The 19845-nt window shown below is 59.9% G+C and carries 19 protein-coding genes; 2 read left to right on the top strand and 17 right to left on the bottom strand.

Going from position 1 to position 19845, the window contains the following annotated elements:
- Nucleotides 1-180: 180 nt before the first annotated feature.
- The 11 genes from IM313_RS08285 to hpaG form a co-directional block, all read right to left on the bottom strand.
- Nucleotides 181-1098 (bottom strand): YafY family protein, encoded by a 918-nt coding sequence (locus IM313_RS08285; RefSeq protein WP_048957191.1) that lies wholly within the window; start codon nucleotides 1096-1098, stop codon nucleotides 181-183.
- A 176-nt stretch (nucleotides 1099-1274) separates the two neighbouring features.
- Nucleotides 1275-1787: a 4-hydroxyphenylacetate 3-monooxygenase reductase subunit gene (locus IM313_RS08280; RefSeq protein ID WP_041911318.1), complete on the bottom strand. Its 513-nt coding sequence runs from the start codon at nucleotides 1785-1787 to the stop codon at nucleotides 1275-1277.
- A gap of 17 nt (nucleotides 1788-1804) precedes the next feature.
- Nucleotides 1805-3367: a 4-hydroxyphenylacetate 3-monooxygenase, oxygenase component gene (gene hpaB / locus IM313_RS08275; RefSeq protein WP_045259532.1), complete on the bottom strand. Its 1563-nt coding sequence runs from the start codon at nucleotides 3365-3367 to the stop codon at nucleotides 1805-1807.
- 195 nt (nucleotides 3368-3562) lie between these two features.
- Nucleotides 3563-4453, bottom strand: a complete 891-nt coding sequence (hpaA, locus tag IM313_RS08270; protein ID WP_028015398.1) for a 4-hydroxyphenylacetate catabolism regulatory protein HpaA — start codon at nucleotides 4451-4453, stop codon at nucleotides 3563-3565.
- Nucleotides 4425-5768, bottom strand: coding sequence for a 4-hydroxyphenylacetate permease (gene hpaX / locus IM313_RS08265; protein WP_045259531.1), 1344 nt, complete (start codon nucleotides 5766-5768; stop codon nucleotides 4425-4427). Before hpaX ends, hpaA begins: the two co-directional genes overlap by 29 nt.
- 21 nt (nucleotides 5769-5789) lie before the next feature.
- Nucleotides 5790-6584 carry a 4-hydroxy-2-oxoheptanedioate aldolase gene (gene hpaI / locus IM313_RS08260; protein WP_045259530.1) on the bottom strand — a complete coding sequence of 265 codons (795 nt, stop codon included), beginning with the start codon at nucleotides 6582-6584 and terminating at the stop codon, nucleotides 5790-5792.
- Nucleotides 6585-6594: 10 nt separating this feature from the next.
- Nucleotides 6595-7398, bottom strand: a complete 804-nt coding sequence (gene hpaH, locus IM313_RS08255; protein WP_028015401.1) for a 2-oxo-hept-4-ene-1,7-dioate hydratase — start codon at nucleotides 7396-7398, stop codon at nucleotides 6595-6597.
- 100 nt (nucleotides 7399-7498) lie between these two features.
- Nucleotides 7499-7879: a 5-carboxymethyl-2-hydroxymuconate Delta-isomerase gene (locus IM313_RS08250; protein ID WP_028015402.1), complete on the bottom strand. Its 381-nt coding sequence runs from the start codon at nucleotides 7877-7879 to the stop codon at nucleotides 7499-7501.
- Nucleotides 7880-7888: 9 nt separating this feature from the next.
- On the bottom strand, nucleotides 7889-8740 hold the full coding sequence (hpaD, locus tag IM313_RS08245; protein WP_192971572.1) for a 3,4-dihydroxyphenylacetate 2,3-dioxygenase: 852 nt from the start codon (nucleotides 8738-8740) through the stop codon (nucleotides 7889-7891).
- Between the two features lie 2 nt (nucleotides 8741-8742).
- Nucleotides 8743-10209, bottom strand: a complete 1467-nt coding sequence (hpaE, locus tag IM313_RS08240) for a 5-carboxymethyl-2-hydroxymuconate semialdehyde dehydrogenase (RefSeq protein ID WP_192971573.1) — start codon at nucleotides 10207-10209, stop codon at nucleotides 8743-8745.
- Nucleotides 10206-11483, bottom strand: coding sequence for a 4-hydroxyphenylacetate degradation bifunctional isomerase/decarboxylase (gene hpaG / locus IM313_RS08235; RefSeq protein WP_048999310.1), 1278 nt, complete (start codon nucleotides 11481-11483; stop codon nucleotides 10206-10208). The genes hpaE and hpaG overlap by 4 nt, the downstream gene beginning before the upstream one ends.
- Nucleotides 11484-11754: 271 nt before the next feature.
- Here hpaG and hpaR point away from each other — a divergent pair, with 271 nt between their 5' ends.
- Both hpaR and tsr read left to right on the top strand, forming a co-directional pair.
- Nucleotides 11755-12195, top strand: a complete 441-nt coding sequence (hpaR, locus tag IM313_RS08230; protein WP_023334396.1) for a homoprotocatechuate degradation operon regulator HpaR — start codon at nucleotides 11755-11757, stop codon at nucleotides 12193-12195.
- 83 nt (nucleotides 12196-12278) lie between these two features.
- Nucleotides 12279-13943, top strand: a complete 1665-nt coding sequence (tsr, locus tag IM313_RS08225; protein WP_045259638.1) for a methyl-accepting chemotaxis protein — start codon at nucleotides 12279-12281, stop codon at nucleotides 13941-13943.
- Between the two features lie 92 nt (nucleotides 13944-14035).
- Here tsr and IM313_RS08220 read toward each other — a convergent pair whose 3' ends face one another.
- The 6 genes from IM313_RS08220 to IM313_RS08195 form a co-directional block, all read right to left on the bottom strand.
- Nucleotides 14036-14542 (bottom strand): GNAT family N-acetyltransferase, encoded by a 507-nt coding sequence (locus IM313_RS08220; protein WP_059357837.1) that lies wholly within the window; start codon nucleotides 14540-14542, stop codon nucleotides 14036-14038.
- 29 nt (nucleotides 14543-14571) lie between these two features.
- The gene (locus IM313_RS08215; RefSeq protein ID WP_028015408.1) at nucleotides 14572-15045 is read right to left on the bottom strand and encodes a hypothetical protein; all 474 of its coding nucleotides are present in this window, start codon (nucleotides 15043-15045) and stop codon (nucleotides 14572-14574) included.
- Nucleotide 15046: 1 nt separating this feature from the next.
- Nucleotides 15047-15787, bottom strand: a complete 741-nt coding sequence (locus tag IM313_RS08210; RefSeq protein ID WP_192971574.1) for a winged helix-turn-helix domain-containing protein — start codon at nucleotides 15785-15787, stop codon at nucleotides 15047-15049.
- Nucleotides 15788-15910: 123 nt separating this feature from the next.
- Nucleotides 15911-16867: a spore coat U domain-containing protein gene (locus IM313_RS08205; protein WP_192971575.1), complete on the bottom strand. Its 957-nt coding sequence runs from the start codon at nucleotides 16865-16867 to the stop codon at nucleotides 15911-15913.
- A complete protein-coding gene (locus tag IM313_RS08200; RefSeq protein WP_226837460.1) occupies nucleotides 16858-19146 on the bottom strand; it encodes a fimbria/pilus outer membrane usher protein in 2289 nt (762 codons plus the stop codon). The genes IM313_RS08205 and IM313_RS08200 overlap by 10 nt, the downstream gene beginning before the upstream one ends.
- The gene (locus IM313_RS08195) at nucleotides 19067-19843 is read right to left on the bottom strand and encodes a molecular chaperone (protein ID WP_192971576.1); all 777 of its coding nucleotides are present in this window, start codon (nucleotides 19841-19843) and stop codon (nucleotides 19067-19069) included. Before IM313_RS08195 ends, IM313_RS08200 begins: the two co-directional genes overlap by 80 nt.
- Between the last annotated feature and the right edge of the window lie 2 nt (nucleotides 19844-19845).

Below are 19845 nucleotides of genomic sequence, written 5' to 3'. Positions count from 1 at the left end.
GTTTTTTATGTAAAGAAAAAAGGGTCAGGGTTCGTTGTGAGGAGGTATTGATTAATGCTGGAGCGATCGTGCCAGATCCGCGCGCGCGTAAAGGACGGTAAATGAGTGAGTGGTTGAAAGTGACGGGTGAGCGGTCAAAGGACGCGGCGAGTGGTTCAGGCTCGCCGCTGGTCGGGAAAATTATGTGATTGAGATCACGTGGTTTTCCGGGCTGCGCTCCATCGACAGGTAGCTTTCCAGCGTCTTGATGAGCTTCTCCTTCAGCCAGCTCGGCTCCAGGATCTGAATATTCGGCAGCCAGTAGAACAGCAGCGGCAGGATCTGGTTTTCGTGTGCCGCCTGGCAGCGCAGCGTGACGCCGCCGCGCCGCTCCTCCAGCAGCTCCTGTTCCGGCAGGAGATCGCGGCGCAGGAAGTAATGTGAAATATTATCCTTAATGAATATTTTCACGGTGAAAGTAGTTTCGGACACCCACGGGTCGAGGCTTTTTTCCAGCAGTTCCCGAACATTTTCATCAGGAGTAAAAAAGGTTTTTTGAACATCAAACCAGCTAATCTGGCTTAATGAAAAGGATTTCAACCGGCTATTTTCGGTAGCTTGTAAATACCATATATTTTTTTTGTTAATGAGTTTATAGGGATTAATCAGACGGGTTTTACCCTTATATACGATCTGACAGACATTATGGTTCTTAATCGATTTCTCGATTTTCGCTAAATGGCGGCGGATATCACGCTGCACCGTGTGCTCTGCGTCATTACCGAGGATAAGAATATGGTTTTCGTCGACGCGCGCCTCCAGCTTTTGCCAGAAGTCCGTATTTCTTTCAGGGAAAAAATTATCGGCATTCAGGAAGTTAGCCAGAGCATGATGTAATCCCTGCCCGCCGGGAGATTGGGCGGAATGGATCAGTCGATATAGCCCGTTACCGGTATGTTCAACAATGGGCGAGAGCGCATTTAAATCCCGGTAGACGGTACGCTCGGTAATTTTAAATTTCTCCATTAGCGCACTGCGGTTTACTACGCCGTGTAAATGTAGCTCAAGGAGAATATCGACCAGACGTTCAGCCGAGCGGCTCCGCGTCGTTTTAGCCATAAGGTCTTCCTGTATATTGGGTATGCGCTGAACAATGCAAAAGCACTGACCGGAGATGTCAGTATTCAGGCACAGAAAATTTCTCTTATGGATATATAACGGCGTGATTTAGCGGAAACCTTAGGAATTTTTGTAGAAAGCGGCGCTGGCCCGAAAAAAGGCCAGCGCGAGGGGGATCACACGACGGCTTCCATCTCCATCATCACCGGGTGGAAACGGCGCTTAAAGTAGATCAGGCCGTGTCCCGCGTCACTCAGGATGATGTTTTTCACTTCGACAAGATAAACCAGATGCGTGCCGATGGTTTGCACCTGGGTAATCTCGCCTTCCAGGCTCGCCAGCGCGCCTTTCAGCACCGGCTGCCCCAGCGGGCCTTTCTGCCAGCAGGAGAGGGCAAAGCGCTCCTCCATTGCCATCCCGGTCATCCCGGCGAAGTGGCGGGCCATGATCTCCTGCTCGTGGTTCAGCACGTTGACGCACAGCCTGCCGTTGCCCTGAAAGACCGGGTTCATGGCGCTGTTGGCGTTAATGCAGACCATGACCGACGGCGGGGTATCCGTCACCGAGCAGACGGCGGTGGCGGTAATGCCGCAGCGTCCGGCGTCTCCCTCTGTGGTGACCACATTGACCGCCGCCGACAGGCTGCTCATTGCGTCGCGAAAACGCAGGCGTTGTTCATCTGAATGCATTGTAACCTCCCGCTGCGCTATTTCAGCAGCTTGTCGAGCATGTTGATATCGCTGTTGTTGTGCAGGTGCGGCACGGTCCAGCCGTGCTGGTCGTACTCGGACATGCAGCGGTCGACCATTGCCATCATCTTGTCCATATTTCCGGAGCTTTGCGCCTGACGCAGGCATTGCAGGCGGATCTCATCCTGGCTGCCGGAGTAGTTGATTTCGTACAACTCGTGACGCCCCCCAAACTCGCTGCCGATGGCGTCCCACATCAGTTTCAAAATCTTGATGCGTTCGACGTGATCCATTCCGTTGGAGCCGCGCACGTACTTCGCCAGATACTGGTCGATCTGCGGGTTGTTCAGGTCCCGCGCGCTGGACGGCAGATAAATCAGCCCGGAGGTCACGTTACGTTCGATGATGTTCTTGATCTTCGCGTAGGCCATCGGGGCCATCACGCGGTAGGTTTGCAGCGCCGCGTGGTCCGGCAGGTACGCGCCGTTCACCCACGGCGTCGCTTCTGAGCACATGGAGTCGCTCAGCGCCCAGAACATATTGCGCCAGGCCACCACTTCGCCGAGATCTGCCTGCACGCCGCGGAACTCCAGGGTACCGGTGCACTCCAGGGATTTCTTCAGCAGGGCGGTGATGAAGTCGAGCTTCACCGCCAGACGCACGCAGGCCTGAAGCGGGTACATGCGGGCGAAGCCGCCCTCCATCGTCCAGCGACGGCAGCGGTCGAAATCGCGGTAGATCAGCACGTTTTCCCACGGGATCAGTACGTTATCCATCACCAGGATCGCGTCGTTCTCGTCGAAGCGGCTGGAGAGCGGGTAGTCGTACGGGGAGCCGGTTGCGCCTGCCACCATCTCGTACGAGGCGCGGGAGATCAGCTTCACCCCTTCGGCGTCCATCGGCGCGACGAACATCAGCGCGAAGTCCGGGTTTTCGCCCATCACCTGCGCGGAGCCAAAACCGATCATGTTGTAGTGGGTCAACGCCGAGTTGGTTGCGACGACTTTCGCACCGCTGACGATAATCCCGGCATCGGTCTCTTTCTCCAGCTTGATGTAGACGTCCTTCACCTCGTCCGCCGGCTTGTGGCGGTCGATCGGCGGGTTGACGATGGCGTGGTTAAAGTACAGGCCGGTTTCCTGAATGCGGGTGTACCAGCTGCGGGCGTTCTGCTCGAACTGGCCGTAAAAGGCTGGGTTCGCGCCGAGGGCGCAGCCGAACGCCGCTTTGTAGTCCGGCGTGCGGCCCATCCAGCCGTAGCTCAGGCGCGACCACTCGGCGATGGCATCGCGCTGCTGGCGCAGGTCGTCGGCGCTTTTCGCCACGCGGAAGAATTTGTGGGTGTAGCCGCCGCTGCCGGTGTCGGTGCCCCAGCACAGCGTGTCCTGCATGTCCGGCTTGTGCAGCGCATCGTACATCTGGGCGATAGACGCCGCCGCATTGCGAAACGCCGGGTGGGTGGTGACGTCCTTAACGCGCTCGCCGTAGATATAAATCTCACGACCGTCCTGCAGACTTTTTAAATACTCTTCGCCGGTTAACGGACGTTTGGCATCAGCGCGGAATTCTTCAGGCTTCATAGGGACCTCGTATCGGAAGATGGTTGTTAAATTTATGTTTTGTTTTTGTTGTTTAATTGAAGCGTGAGAGGGGCGGAACGTGAAGGGACGATTGGGACAACGGCGGGTACTTTTCGGGCGGGATTGGGATTTGTGATCTGTGCGGGTTTTTGGCGGGTGGCGCTGCGCTTACCCGCCCTACGAACCGTGATGCGTTCAGGAAACCGGTACTTTCTGCGCCCGATACGCGCTGGGCGAGCAGCCCGTCAGGCGATTGAAAAACCGGGCGAAATAGGCCGGATCCTTAAATCCCAGCTGCCAGGCAATCTCGCTGACCGCGCTGTCGGAAAACAGCAGCAGGCGCCTGGCCTCGCGCAGCTGCCGGTCGAAGATCAGCCGTTTCGGCGAGCGGTTGGCGAAGCGGCGGCAGATGTCCGTCAGGCGGGATTCGGTCAGGTGCAACTCGCTGGCGTATTCCGGTACCGTCCAGTGCTGGTGATAGTGGGTGTCGATCAGCTGGGTAAAGCGCTGGAACAGCTTCAGCTCGCCGCGCATCCCGCTGGCCGCGTGGTCGTCGAGCTTCGCGTTGCGCAGCAGCAGGGTAAATACCGCCTGCGCCAGCAGGACCAGCGTATGCTCACGGCCCGGCAGCTGCGCCGTGGATTCCCGGGCGATGAGCTGCCAGTAGTGCTTCAGCGCCGTCAGCTCGTCCGGCTTGTCGGCAAGCGACAGGCAGATCCCCGGCAGGCCAAACGCTTCCCGCGTGCCGGGGTAGAGCACTTCTAATAGCGGCCAGATGAGATCCTCGCGCACCGTCAGCACGTGCCCGTCGCTGTCGGATTCGGTGATAAACGCGTGCGGCACCGACGGCGGCGTCAGCACAAATAGCGGCGCCTGCACCGAATAGCGGTGGTCGTCGAGCTGGAGTTCAATCTGTCCGGTATCGAGAAAGTGCATCTGAAAGTACTGGTCGTGACGATGCGCCTGCATGTCGCGGCCAAAAAAGGCCGCCATGCGGGCGAACGACTGATAGTGCACGTCGTCGGTGCCCAGACTTTCGTCGTACTCCTTGCTGATATCAATGTTGGCGATAGGGCTCTGGCACATGATCGTTCCTCTGTTGAACCCGCTGCGTCATCGGGATGCGCGTCAGCACCAGCGCGCCGACCACCAGCAGACCCGCCACAAACCACAGCCCGGAGCTGAAGCTGCCGGTCGCGTCGCGCAGGATCCCAATCAGCAGCGGGCTGACTGCGGATCCGACGTTACCGATGGCGTTGATCACCGCCAGCGCCACCGCGCGTGACTGCAGGCTAATAACCTGGTCCGGCGTGGTCCAGAATATCGCCATGGCGGTAAACGATCCGGTTGAGGCCATGATGATGCCAAGCAGCTGGATCAGGCTGTGATCGGTCACGGAGGCCAGCATCCATCCCGCCGCGGCAAACAGGTACGGCAGGATGGTGTGCTTTTTTCGCTCTTTCAGCCTGTCGGAGCGGCGACTCCACCAGATCATCCCGAGGATGGTACAAAACTGCGGGATCGCCGCCAGCAGGCCAATCACGATATTGCTGCTGCCGGTGTTGAAGCTTTGCAGGATCTGCGGCGTCCAGATGTTGATCGCGCTCAGCGTATTGGTCAGACAGAAGTAGGCCAGCGTGTAGAGCAGCACGGCGGGCGTAAGCACCTCGCGCAGCGTCGAGCGCGGCGTGACGGATTGGGCGATGGCGACCTCCTGCTCGCGCGCGATCATCGTTTTCAGCGCCTGCTTTTCGTCCTCATCCAGCCAGGTGGCCTGATCCGGCGTGTCGTTGAGGTAAAACCAGGTCACCACGCCGAGCACCACCGACGGCAACCCCTCCAGCAGAAACAGCCACTGCCAGCCCTTCAGGTTCCACAGCCCGTCCATCGCCAGAATATACCCGGAGAGGATCGAGCCAAGCATCATGGTCACCGGCATGGCGATCATAAACAGCGCGTTGGCGCGGGCGCGGTGATAGGCCGGGAACCACCAGGTGAGATAGACCAAAATCCCTGGCAGGAAACCGGCTTCCGCAATGCCTACCAGCATGCGCAGGACGTAAAGCGTTTCGGGGCTGGTAGCGAACATGGTGCAGGTGGAGGCGATGCCCCACACCACCATGATCCCGGCGATCCAGCGGCGCGCGCCGACCTTCGCCAGCATGATATTGCTGGGGATCCCGCACAGCACGTAGGTGACGTAAAACAGCGTCGCGGCCAGGCCAAACATGGTCGACGTGAGGCCCAGATCTTTGCCCATCGTCAGCCCGGCAAAGCCGATGTTGATGCGATCGAGAAACGAGAAAACAAACAGGATAAAGAGAAACACGATCAAACGACGGAACAGCTTATTTATTGCGCGATGTTCTACATCTTTATTATGCAGGGTTGAGGTCGTCATGTTGCGCTCCACATCGTACGTTTAGTAGACGGATTTATTGTTATCGACTGCTGTGGTGACGTCGGTAAAGCGGGCCGCCAGCGCTTCGGCGCTGCGGGCGAGCAGGGTGGTATCCACACCGACCGCCACAAACAATGCGCCGAGGCCGAGATAGCGTTTCGCCAGCTGTTCATTCGCCATCAGGATGCCGGGCGCTTTGCCCGCCGCACGGATCTGCGCGATCGCCTGCTCAATGGCGGCCTGCACCTCCGGATGCTGCGGGTTACCGGCAAAGCCCATGTCGGCGCTCAGATCTGCCGGGCCGATAAACACGCCGTCCACCCCTTCCACGTCCAGGATCTGCGGCAGGTTTTTCAGCGCCTCGCGGGTTTCGATCTGCACCAGCACGCACATGGCGTCGTTAGCCTGATGCAGGTAATCCGGGATGCGGTTCCAGCGCGACGCGCGCGCCAGGGCGCTGCCGACGCCGCGAATGCCCGCAGGCGGGTAGCGGGTGGCGCTTACCGCCAGCCGCGCCTCGTCAGCGTTTTGCACCATCGGCACCAGCAGGGTTTGCGCCCCCACGTCCAGCAGCTGCTTGATCTGCACCGGGTCGTTCCACGACGGGCGCACCACCGGCTGGCTGGGATAAGGGGCGATGGCCTGGAGCTGAGTCAGGACGGTTTGCACGCTGTTCGGCGCGTGCTCGCCGTCGATCAGCAGCCAGTCAAAACCGGCCCCGGCCAGCAGCTCTGCGCTGTAGCTGCTGGTCAGCCCCAGCCATAAACCGATTTGCGGGCGGCCCGCCTTCAGCGCCGCTTTGAATGCGTTTTGCATGGTCGCCTCCTTATACAAAGCGACAGCTGATGGAGCCCATGTTGCCGTAGTCAACATGGAAGGTGTCGCCTCTGCTGGCGGCAACCGGACGGGTAAACGAGCCGCCGAGGATGATCTGTCCGGGCTCAAGCTGCACGTCGTACGGCGCGAGCTTGTTCGCCAGCCACGCCACGCCGTTCGCCGGGTGGTTAAGCACGCCTGCGGCGACGCCGGTCTCTTCGATCACGCCGTTGCGGTAGAGCAGGGCGGAGATCCAGCGCAGATCCAGCGCGTCGGGCTTAATCGGACGACCGCCGAGGATCACCCCGGCGTTGGCGGCGTTGTCGGAGATGGTGTCGAACACCTTGCGCGGGCGCTGGGTCTCCGGATCAACGTTGTGGCAGCGGGCGTCGATCAGCTCCAGGGCGGGAATGACGTAATCCGTGGCGTTGTAGACGTCGAAGATCGTGCAGTTCGGGCCGCGCAGCGGTTTTGCCAGCACGAAGGCCAGCTCCACTTCGATACGCGGGACGATAAAGCGATCGACGGGAATGTCGCTGCCGTCGAGGAAGAACATGTCGTCCAGCAGCGCGCCGTAGTCCGGCTCGCTAATCTGCGAGCTGGCCTGCATCGCTTTCGAGGTGAGGCCAATCTTGTGGCCTTTCAGCACGCGGCCTTCGGCAATTTTCAGGCTCACCCATTCGCGCTGTACGGCGTAGGCGTCTTCGATGGTGATCTCCGGGTACTCCAGCGAGATCGCGCGGATCTGCTCCCGGGACTGTTCCGCCTGATGCAGGCGGTGGGCGATCAGGGTATGGGTGTGTTTGTCGAGCATGGCGATATCCTGTTTTTGCCGGGTGGCGCGTAGCGATCCCGGCCTACGTTCGGGGCTGTTGTAGGCCCGGTAAGCGCAGCGCCACCGGGCGAGCAGACGGCTACTTAAACAACGCGTGCACGTTGTTTTGTTTGTAATTGAGCGTCGGATCGAGTTCTTCCATGGCGAACGACAGCGCCAGATAGCGCTCCGCCATCAGCGCCGCGAAGTGGGTTTTGATCAGCGCAAACAGCATCTCCCCCACGGCTTCCCGGTTCTCCAGGCTGCGCCCGGCGCCGATCTTCAGCGTCATATGCACAAAGGCGTAATCATGCTTACCGTCCGCCATCTGCCAGGTGTCCAGCCAGTGGGCGCGGCTGCGGATGCCGCCGAGCGGGAAGATCCCCGTGGCGGCCAGCGCCTCGTTCACTTTGGCGAACAGCCCCGGCAGGTCGGCCTGCGCGCGGATGTTGTCGGTACATTCAGCAATAAAGTGCGGCATAACAACTCCTTACGCGGGCAGCGGGAAAACGGCGTTGACCTGGCCGGTGCCGGAGCTGGCGAACAGCTCGGTGAGGAACTCCACCTTGCCGTCGTATTTATCCCAGCCCAGCATCCCCAGCAGCATCACCGTGTCGTGCATGTTCCCTTCGCCGTAGCAGTAGTCGGCGTACTCCGGCAGCATGCTGCAAAACTCTTTAAACTGGCCTTCGCGCCACAGCTTGACCACCCGCTCGTCCATCTGACGGTCGAACTCGCGGGTGTAGCTGTTCATCCCTTCATCCGCGCGCTGGTCGTCGATAAAGCGGTGCGACAGCGAGCCGCTGGCGAGCACCGCCACGGTGCCGTCGTACTTTTCGATGGCGCTGACGATGGCCTCGCCCAGCCTGCGGCTGTCGGCAAAGTCGTGAACCGTGCAGAACGCGGAGATGGAGATCACTTTGAAGTGCTTATCCGCGTTCATGTAGCGCATCGGCACCAGCGTGCCGTACTCCAGCTTGAGGCTCGGGATGTTGTGCGCCTTGGCGCGCACGCCGAGCTTCACCGCTTCGTCGGCGATCAGCTGCCCGAGCTCCGGGTTGCCGTCGTAGTCGTACGTCATGTCGCGGATAAAGTGCGGCAGCTCGTTGCTGGTGTAGACGCCTGAAAAATGATCCGCACAGTTGATGTGGTACGCGCTGTTCACCAGCCAGTGGGTGTCGAACACGATGATGGTGTCCACGCCCAGTTCACGGCAGCGCTTGCCGATCTCTTTATGCCCGGCGATGGCGGACTGGCGGCAGCCGTGGTTTTTCCCCGGCAGCTCGGAAAGATACATCGACGGCACGTGGGTGATTTTTGCCGCTAACGCTAGCTTGCCCATTGTCAGATCCCCCATTTTGGAATCGGATGGTCGCCCATGGAGATGCAGACGTTCTTCATCTCAGCGAACACTTCAAAGCTGTACTCGCCGCCCTCGCGGCCGGTGCCGGAGGCCTTCACGCCGCCAAACGGCTGGCGCAGGTCGCGCACGTTCTGGGTGTTGACGAACACCATGCCCGCTTCAATGCTGCGCGCCAGACGGAGCACCTTGCTGACGTCCTGGGTCCAGATGTATGACGCCAGGCCGTACTCCACGTCGTTCGCCAGGCGCAGGCCTTCCGCCTCGTCCTTAAACGGCAGCAGGCAGGCCACCGGCCCGAAGATCTCCTCCTGCGCCACGCGCATGCGGTTGTCGACGTCCGCCAGCACCGTCGGGCGCAGGAAGTTGCCGCCTTTCAGGTGTACAGGCAGATCGACCGGTTTGTCCGGGCCGCCCGCCAGCAGGGTGGCGCCTTCCTCGATGCCGAGGCGGATATAGCCGGAGACTTTCTCCCAGTGCTGCTGGCTGATGAGCGCGCCAATCTGGGTGTTCGGATCGGTCGGATCGCCCACGCGAAGGCGATTGGCGCGTTCGGCGAAGCGCTTGACGAACTCCGGGTAGATGCTCTGCTGGATGAAGATGCGCGAGCCCGCGGTGCAGCGCTCGCCGTTGATGGAGAAGATGGTGAACAGCGCGGCGTCCAGCGCGCGCTCGATATCCGCATCTTCAAAAATCAGCACCGGGGATTTGCCGCCCAGCTCCATGGAATATTTCTTCAGCCCGGCGTTTTTCATGATGTTGCGCCCGGTGGCGGTGCCGCCGGTGAAGGAGACGGCGCGCACGTCGTGGTGGCGCACCAGCGCGTCGCCTGCCGTCGCCCCGTAGCCCTGCACCACGTTCAACACGCCCGCCGGAATGCCCGCCTCCAGCGCCAGCTCGCCCAGACGGTCGGCGGTCAGCGGCGAGAGTTCAGACATCTTCAGCACCGCGGTGTTGCCCAGCGCCAGGCACGGCGCGACCTTCCAGGTGGCGGTCATAAACGGCACGTTCCACGGCGACACCAGCGCGCAGACGCCCACCGGCTGCACCAGGGTGTAGTTGAGCATTTTGTCGTCGACCGGGTAGGTTTTGCCGTTCATCTGCTGGCACACTTCGGCGAAGAACTCGAAGTTGTGCGAGGCGCGCGGGATGAGCACATTTTTGGTCTGGTGGATCGGCAGGCCGGTGTCGGCGGTTTCCATGGCGGCGATCTCGGGCACGTTCTGGTCGATCAGATCCCCCAGGCGACGCATCAGGCGCGCGCGCTCCTTCATCGGCATGTTGGCCCATTTCGGGAACGCCTCTTTAGCGGCGGCAACGGCCTGATGAATTTCCGCTTCACCGCCGGAGGCGACTTCCGCTAATACCTCGCCGGAGGCCGGGTTAGTGGTATGGAAGTACTCGCTTCCGGCGACGTTTTTACCGTTGATCCAGTGGTTAATCTTTTTCATTTTGCAGTCTCCTCGCTGACAATCCGGTTCACCAGGCGGCCCACGCCTTCCACTTCCACCACCACTTCATCGCCCGGCACCACGTCGGACAGCCCCTTCGGCGTGCCGGTGGCGATCATGTCGCCCGGCTGTAGGGTCATAAAATCGCTCAGATACGCAATCAGGTAAGGAATGCTGAAAATGAGATCGGCGGTGGTACCTTCCTGACGCAGTTCGCCGTTGACGAAGGTGCGCAGGGTTAAGTTATGCGGATCAGGAATGGCTTCTTTCGGCACGATGTTCGGGCTGATGGGGGTTAATCCGTCGCGGCTTTTGACCCGCAGGTTCGGGCGGTAGTAATTTTCCAGGTAGTCGCGGATGGCGTAGTCGTTGCAGACCGTGTAGCCCGCGACATACTCCATCGCCTCGGCTTCGCTCACCTTACGCGCGGTTTTACCGATAACCACCACCAGCTCCGCCTCGTAGTGCATGTATTCGATATTGTTCGGGCGCACCGAGGTCTGGTTGTCGCCATTGAAGGTGTTCGGCGCTTTGATAAACACCAGCGGCTCGGTGGGCGGCTTGAAGTCCAGCTCGCTGGCATGATCGGCGTAGTTAAGACCGAGGGCGAACAGCGTGGCGTGTTCAGGCGTGCGGTGGGAAAGGGCAACGTCGCGCTCGTTCACCACCGGGTTTTCCAGCGGCGGGAAACCTTCCGCCAGAATCCGCACGCGATCGCCCGGGCGGATCTCCACGCGGCTTTGCGGTGTGCCGAGCAGGATCGCATCGCCGGGCTTGAGGGTGGCGAATTCGCTCAGGGCGCTCAGCAGTTCGGCGGCGCTGCTTTGCAGATCGGCGGTGTTCCAGTGGTCCGCTTCGCGGCCGTTGATCTCGGTGATGATGGTCAGGTTGTCGACGTTATCAACGGCGGCCAGCTCGCCAAGCGGGCAAAAGCCGTCCCGGCATTTGGCCTTAATGGCCGGACGGTAGAAGCTCTCTTCCGGCAGGCTCACCTCGTTGGCCAGCGCGTACCCGGCGATGTAGGCTGCGGCGTCCTCTACGCGCACCCTGCTGGCGGTTTTACCCACAACCAGCGCCACCGTCGCGCCGCTTAACACCGTTTCCCCCTGCGGGAAAGGAATGGGCTCGCCCGCGCGAATCACCGTGTTGTGCGGTTTGATAAACCACACCGGCGTTTTTGGCGGCGTGTTGTAAGGGGCTTTTTCAAACGCCTCAGCCCAGGCTTCTTGCTGACTCTGGTGGTTCAGCGCGACGGCAAATACGGTACCTTTCATTCACCTACTCCTCACCCCGACGGTCCGGGTTATGATTTCATTAATATGTTAATGATCTGTTTTTATGCTTTTGCTGTTTATTTCGCAATCAGAAGTGAAGAATTTGTGATATGAATAACAATAAATTTACATTATAGATTTTAATCCTATGTAAATCAGTTGATTAATAAAAACGAACGGTTTCTGTTAGACTTTCTGGCAGGAAACGTGTTGTTTATAAAAACATCTTTTATGAATCGTTTACTTGTTAATGATGTTAAGGGGAGAGGCTATGCATGATTCATTAACCATCGCGCTTTTGCAGGCGCGGGAAGCGGCGATGTCGTACTTCCGTCCGATTGTGAAGCGGCATAACCTCACCGAGCAGCAGTGGCGCATCGTGCGCGTGCTGGCTGAACATCCGTCGATGGATTTTCACGATCTGGCGTTTCGCACCTGTATTCTGCGCCCGAGCCTGACCGGCATTCTGACGCGCATGGAGCGCGACGGCCTGGTGCTGCGCTTAAAGCCGGTGAACGACCAGCGCAAGCTGTACGTGTCGCTGACCAAAGAGGGAAATGCGCTGTACGAGCACGCCCAGGCGCAGGTGGAAGAGGCGTATCAGCAGATTGAGGCGGAATACACCCCGGAGAAGATGAAGCAGCTGACGGCGCTGCTGGAAGAGTTTATTGAACTCGGGAACCGGCATAACGCAGCGCGGGAAGAAGAGTAAAAACCACAAATTCCAGGATGATTTTCGTAAAGTTTTCCCTTTCCAGGCCGAAAATTCTGTATCTGTCTGAGGAAAGAGAAAACATGTTAAACCGTATCAAGATTGTCACCAGCTTAATGCTGGTTTTAGCGATATTTGGCCTTTTACAACTCACATCCGGTGGTCTTTTCTTTAATGCTCTGAAGAATGACAAAGAGAATTTCACCGTCCTGCAAACCATTCGTCAGCAACAATCCACCCTTAACGGGAGCTGGGTTGCGCTGCTGCAAACCCGTAATACCCTGAACCGCGCGGGCATCCGCTACATGATGGATCAGAACAATATCGGCAGCGGCGCGACCGTTAACGATCTGATGCAGATTGCGTCTGCCTCGCTGAAACAGGCGGAAAAAAACTGGGCTGACTATGAAGCCCTGCCGCGCGACCCGCGTCAGAGCGACGCCGCTGCGCTGGAAATTAAACGTAACTACGATATCTACCACGGTGCGCTGGCTGAGCTAATTCAGCTGCTGGGGGCGGGCAAAATCAACGCCTTCTTCGACCAGCCGACCCAGAGCTACCAGGATGGATTCGAGAAGCAGTACGTGAGCTACCTGCAGCAGAACGACAAGCTGTACCAGATGGCGGTTGAAGACAGCAACAGCTCTTACACTCAGGCTATCTGGGTGCTGATCAGCGTGCTGGTTGCCGTGCTGGTGGTGATCGTGGCCGTCTGGCTGGGTATCAAGCAGGCGCTGATCTCTCCGCTGACGCGTCTCATTGACAATATCCGCCACATCGCCAGCGGCGACCTGGTGAAGCGCATCGACGTGGAAGGCTCTAACGAGATGGGCGAACTGGCCGACTCGCTGCGTCATATGCAGGGCGAACTGGTGCGTACCGTGGGCGACGTGCGTAACGGCGCGAACGCTATCTATAGCGGCGCGAGCGAAATCGCGATGGGCAATAACGACCTCTCTTCCCGTACTGAACAGCAGGCCGCTTCCCTGGAAGAGACCGCTGCCAGCATGGAGCAGCTGACGGCGACCGTTAAGCAGAACGCCGAGAACGCCCGTCAGGCGAGCCACCTGGCGCTAAGCGCGTCTGAAACCGCGCAGAAGGGCGGCAAGGTGGTGGACAACGTGGTGCAAACCATGCGTGACATCGCGGGCAGTTCGCAGAAAATTGCCGATATCATCAGCGTGATCGACGGCATTGCCTTCCAGACCAACATCCTGGCGCTGAACGCGGCGGTAGAAGCGGCGCGTGCGGGCGAACAGGGCCGTGGATTTGCGGTGGTGGCAGGGGAAGTGCGTAACCTGGCCCAGCGCAGCGCTCAGGCAGCACGTGAGATCAAGAGCCTGATTGAAGACTCCGTGGGACGCGTGGAAGTGGGTTCAACGCTGGTGGAAAGCGCCGGTGAAACCATGGGTGAGATCGTGAACGCGGTGACCCGCGTGACCGATATCATGGGCGAGATTGCCTCTGCGTCCGACGAGCAGAGCCGCGGTATCGACCAGGTGGGCCTGGCGGTGGCAGAGATGGATCGCGTGACCCAGCAGAACGCCTCGCTGGTAGAAGAGTCAGCCGCAGCGGCGGCGGCGCTGGAAGAGCAGGCGAGCCGTCTGACGCAGGCCGTGGCAGTGTTCCGCATTCAGCAGGAGCAGATGAAGGCGCGTGAATTCGCTTCGGCGAAAGCCGTTGCCGCACCGGTAATGACGCGTAAAACCGCGACTGCCGATGCAGGTGATAACTGGGAAACGTTCTAACGCCGTGCGTTGTGCCGGGTGGCGGCTGCGCCTTACCCGGCCCACTGTTCAGGGTTTTGTAGGCCCGGTAAGCGCAGCGCCACCGGGCGATATTACAGAGGCAGGCGCATGGCGCAGCGGGAGTCATACGCTAAACCGTGCGCCGTCTCTTCTTCGCGTTTTTCACGCAATTCAGGCGTCAGCCTCGTCATCATTTCAAACCCCAGCCGCGCATAGAAGGGCGCATTCCACGGTACGTCCCGGAACGTCGTCAGCGTCAGCGCGGTCAGCCCCCTTTTACGGGCGCAATCTGCCACGCAGGCGATGAGCTGTCTGCCAATCCCTTTTCCCTGCCAGTCCAGATCAACCGAGAGTTCGACAATAAACAGTGATGACGGATGGGCTTCGGCAAGGACAAACCCAACGGGCTGGTCGTTTGCCAGCGCCAGCCAGCTGAGCCCGCGTTCGGCATAGTCGAGGTGTTGCTCAGCGGGAATGACCTCGCCGTCGGCAAGCCAGGCGAGTTCCGGGATGTCGCGGAATCGCCCGGCAGCCGCGCGTTCAATGGCGGACAGGGCGGCAACGTCGCTGAGGGTGGTGGGGCGAATGCGAATAGTCATGGCGGCAAGTATAGCCTGACCCGTCGACATTATTCCGAGCAGATCAGCACCGGCGAATAAAAATTGCTGATCACCAGCGCGTCTTCCGGCGTGCGCTCTATCGTCAGAAGCCTTTTATTGCCCAGCGTCAGGCCGGCAACGTATTTTTCAAAGACCCCGGGCGGCATCGCGTCATGGCTAAAACGCTCCACTTTTTGAATGACGATCTCATACAGTTCGTCCTCCACGTGACGCCATTTAAACATCTCCTGGCGGGAAACCTCCCAGCTGCGCGGGGCATTCACCACGTTGCCGTTAACCGTGATGTACCCCGTTTTGTCGGGGTGAAAGCGCATAATGACCTCACCGTCAAAGGTGAAATTGTGGCTGTCGCGCTCGTCGGTAAACGTCAGGTTTCCGTCGCAGGCTACCGACAGCGGAGGCGTGTGAAAATACCACGCCAGCGCTGTGCCCAGCAGCAGCAGGTTGAGGATCAGGATTAGCCAAACTTTTTTCTGTCTCATATCACCACTCGTAATAGTAAAGCGTACGACAGGCGCTGGCTTTACCCCGCGTGAGGGAGCATTGGGAGAGCACCAGCCGCCCTTCGTGGCCGTAGAAAAGCGTTCTCTGAATGTGCATGTAGAAAATCGAATTTTTCAGACACGGAAGGTGACCGTCCTTTTGAAGCGTTTGCGCGAGCGTAATCGCCTTCCCGTGAAACACGTCCGCCAGCGGCGTAAAGGTGTAAACCGGACAGGTGCCGATATGCGTCAGCAGATGGATCTCCCGCTGCGGGGCGTCTGGCTTGATGAGCACGATCCAGATGCTTAGCGCAACGAAGACCAGCGTGAGCGCGCCGCAGAACAGCCATTCCGGGCGAACGCGCCATGCAGGTTTCACCGTTTTGGCGATCGGGGGGGCCTCCTCCAGCGGAGTGACGGTGACGTCTGCGCTGAGCATAAAGCCCGTTTTCGGTACGGTAACGATAAACAGCGCGTCGGGAAGCAGGGTCGCCAGCATCTTGCGCAGAATGCTGATGTACTGATTTAAGGAGTTGTTAGACCCCTGGAGCCCTCGCCGATCCCAGACTTCCTGGAGAAAGGTTTCCCGTTCGACCACGTTCCCGTGATGCTGAACCAGCAGCCTCATGATGGTATTGGCCGTGCAGGTGAGGAGCTGCGCATCCTCATCCGGCGCATTGATAAGAGAAACAGAGCCGTCCTCGTCGTTATAGACGATGGCGTCAGCAAGCAGGTATTTCATAAGTTGTTGTAATAAAAACAGAGATAATGAATGAAAAAAGGCTTACGCCCTCAAGGCTGCATTGCTGGCTATTTTAACGCCACTGTTACCGATAACATTGATCCAGACAGGTTTTTGGGTGATTTAATAAGTCAGCGTGATAATCACGTCATCAATAAACTCCCCGGTACCGGTTAGCGGCTGTGCCGGGACCTCGCCGTAAACGGTGTAGTTCTGGGTGCCGCCTGCAGGGTTGGTGACCTGCAGCGCATCGCCGCTGCTTTGATCTCCCCAGCGTTGCGTGGCCGCCTCATCCTGCCAGAGACCGTAGCGCAGGCAATGACCCTCGCTGTTGCAGAGCTGCCGCTGGTTACCGCTGGCATGGTTGCCTTTTCCCATGGCAAGGGTGAACGCGGTTCCGGCCGGACAGCGCGTGGTGAGGGTGGCGGAGGATCGCGTCGGGCTCAGGGTAGCGGTGCTGGTCAGCGTGCCGAAGTTAAGCGGCGTCACGCGCTCGATGTAGCACCCCTGGCTGATTTCGGCCTGAGCGCTGGTGCCGCCCTGCACCTGCTGCCCCTCTGCGGAACCGTCCGAGCAGTTTTGCAGCGCGTCCTGGCGCAGGGCGCTGTGCCAGGCGATGCGCAGATTCATGTTGTAGTTGTAATAGTGGTAGGCCGGAAGCTGGCTTTGCCCTGGCGGAATGGTAGCGATAAGCGGAAAGGTACCGCTTACGTTGGCATTGCTTTCCGCGGCGAGGGTCTGCTGAATCAGGTTCCCGTTGCTGGCAGGCCCCAGCTCCTGAGAGCGCGCTGCGCCGTTAAGCAGGCGGAAGAGAAGGGTGTACTGTTTTCCCTCCTGATCCCCCGGCGAGATCATCTCAAAGGGCGGGGCGTCTACGCTGCTCAGGCAGACGTTAATATATTCCGTCCTGCCCTCGTTGTCGGCCTGGCAGCTAAATTTGACCTCGGTGTTGACGGAGGTGGTATTGCCCGCCACAACGTTGCCAAAGTTAATGGCGGGCATGGAGGTTATCCAGCAGGCTGCCGCCATCGCCTTCACGGACAGGACGAGCAGCAATAATAACGGCGCTCTTAATGACACAGTTGTTCTCCGATATTCTGTATAGATGACGCGGTACGGGGCGCCGGAAGCGTGACCCGGCACTCTCCCTCACCGGTCTTCACCACCAGTTCGCCCGGCAGGGGCGGATCTTCAAGCCAGATAAAGCCGTCGCGTCCTACGATGGTGGCACCCTGCGGCGTTGACACGATGCTGCCCAGCGGGAGCGGCCTGCGGCGGCTGTCGACCAGCCGGGCCTGAACCGTGACGGCGTGATGGACGTTAAACTCGACTTTCACCGCGCTGCTGTTGCCCGGTCTGGCATGCATGTCGGTAACAGGGGCGATCACATCGGCGGGCAGATCGAGCGGGTTAATGCTGACTTTGCTGTTGTGGTAGCGCGGCAGGTCGGTCAGCAGGAGATAACCGTCTTCATCCGTTTCACCGGCCGGGCGGTTTTCCAGCATTACCGGTACGTGCCCAATGCCGTGGGTGGACACCAGCGCCATGCCCTGCTGGATGTAGCGCAGCGGGTACAGGCTGCCGTCCAGCAGCGTCAGGCTGCCTTCGGCGGAGGCGTACTGGTTGCCCTGGTTGGCACCTTGCTGCAGCCCAACGTGCCATTCGCCCGCTCGGCCCAGGTAGCCGACGTCCGCATATCTTTCACGTCGTTCGCCGAAGCCCTGGCCCAGCTCCCATGACCAGCCGCCGGCCTCATCGTCCGGCTGGTGGCGGTAATCCATGCGCGGCGTATCCCGGCTGACCTGAGCGGAGAGCGTGTCCTCGCGACCCAATGGGACGGAAAGCAGTAGCTGAACGTGGCTCGACGCGTCCGTAAACGAGCGGGTGTAGCTCAGCGTGGTGGAGATGTGTGCCGGCAGCGATACCGACCAGGAGGCGTTGAGGTAACGCTCTGTGCTGCCCTGAATGTTCTGCTGTACCCAGCCCGCGCCCACGGTACCGAAGTGGGGGATGGACTGGCTTACCCAAACGCTGTCGCTGCGTCTGACGGGCGCGGCACCGCTCATGCGGGCGTTGTCGGCGAAATCCGCCTCGGTACGGACGGTGCTGGCAGAAATGCTCGTTCCTCTGCCGTTCCACTGCCAGCCAAGGCCCCACTGAACGCCCTGCCCATAAGGGCTGTCGCTCACGGCAACGTGCTGGCTGACCACCCCCAAGGCGGGAGAGACCAGCCAGTCGGTGCCCATACCCACGTTGCGCAGCCTGCGCTGCTGTTCCGTATGCAGCGCCAGCGTCAGGCTATTATTCACCCCATAGCCCCAGCCCGCGTCCAGCAGCGGCGAGGCGGCATAGTCGTCGGAGCGCAGGGAGTAGTTTTCGCGCATCCAGCCGATGTCCAGCGAACCGCTGCTGAACCCTTCCGCCAGCATGCCCGGCGCGCCGTAGAGATCGAGCTGTACGGTGCGACGCTGGCCGTTGATATCGGTAATGACCACCTCCGCCTGTCCGCTTCCGGTGAAGGAGGGCAGGGTATCCAGTAGAAAGTCTCCCGGCGTGACGCGCTGGCTGCTCTGCTTAAGGCCGTCGATATACAAATCGACCGTGGAAGGCAGCACGGCCGTGTCGCTGTAGCGGCTGCGCGGTTCGGTATTGAGCTGGGGATTGAGCTCAAAGTTACGTGCCCAGTGCAGCCCGCCAAAGCGTACCTGTCGGCTCCAGCCGGTGCCGGTGGTGACGCTGTCGCCCAGCGCCAGCGTGGTCAGCGAGTCGGTGTTGTCCCACTGCCAGCGGGTTTCGAGACGCGTATGGGTCGGTCGACCGGCGCTGTTTTCCTCCCCGACATGGCTTGAAAAACTGCTGCTGAACGTTCCGGGTAGCCCACCGGACGCGGTCAGAATGGTCTGGGCGTTAAGCTGGCGCTTCCCTTGCACGTCGCTGGCGTAGAGCGCATATCCGAGCGTATAGGCGTTGACGGGCTGCGCATCAGGATAGCGGTACATCGGCGTGGGCCTTGAGACGGTCAGATGCTGCTGGCCCTCGAGCGCGTCTGCCTCTGCGGTAATCGACACCTGCTGGGACAGCACGTCGAGATTGACGTTCAGGCCCGGCAGGGAGGTCAGCTCAACCCACTCTGCGCGATCGTCCGGGGCGTGAAGCCCCAGCTTTTTCATGTCGCTGCGGCTTATCCATAGCGCATTATCCACCACCCGGCAGGCCCATAGCTCGCCTCGCGGGGCGTGGTTCACGGTAATGGCCAGCCATTGCACGGTGTCGGCGGGCTCAGTCCGGGCTGACAGCATGAGCGGTAGCCAAAACAGGAGCGCGAGAAGCGAGCGGGCGCAGGGGTATCTGGCTGTCATGATGGTCATCATTAAGATAGACGCGCAGCGAGCTGAGCGCGTGACGTGTGGGCTGCTTGAGCGATAAAAGGGCGGTTTGTCCCGGGAGCACATAGCCCGCCAGGCCTTTAATCGACCCGACAACCTTCCCATCGGCCGTCAGGGCCTCAAGGTGGCTCAGGCGGATGTGGCGGTTTCCGGCGTTAAAGCAGCGGAGAGTGGCCGGTATGTCTGCCTGCTCACAGCTCAGGGCATCGTGGCTGACGGGCGCGCTCTGGCTCCCGGCAATAAACACCGGAATCGAGTAGCGCAGCAGGAAGTGTACCGCGGAGGGGTTGGCGGCACGGGACGCGGCGTCCGGCAGTTCGTCAATAACCAGCCGGTAACTTTGCTCCTGCGCACGGATGCCGGGCTGCATGACGATAATGCGCACCAGTTGCTGCTGGCCCGGCGCCAGTGAAGTCATCGCCGGGCTGGTGACCACCTCCCCGGTGGACACCAGCACATCTTTACCGTTTTTTTGCGTCCATTCGTATACCCGAATCTGCGCATTGATGGCCGCTTTCCCACTGTTTGTGAGATAGACCGCCGCTGCCCGCTGGTCGCTCTGCAGATCGAGTGTTACCGGGGCCACCTGAAGCGTGGCGGCCAGCGCGTAGCGCGACAGCAGCGCCAGCATCATGAGCCACAGAATGAAGCAGGGAAGGTAGCGACGCACGA

Source organism: Enterobacter cloacae complex sp. P2B (assembly GCF_014895985.1).
In the GTDB taxonomy this organism is placed as follows: Bacteria; Pseudomonadota; Gammaproteobacteria; order Enterobacterales; family Enterobacteriaceae; genus Enterobacter; species Enterobacter bugandensis.
This window is presented reverse-complemented; position numbering and strand designations above follow the sequence as displayed.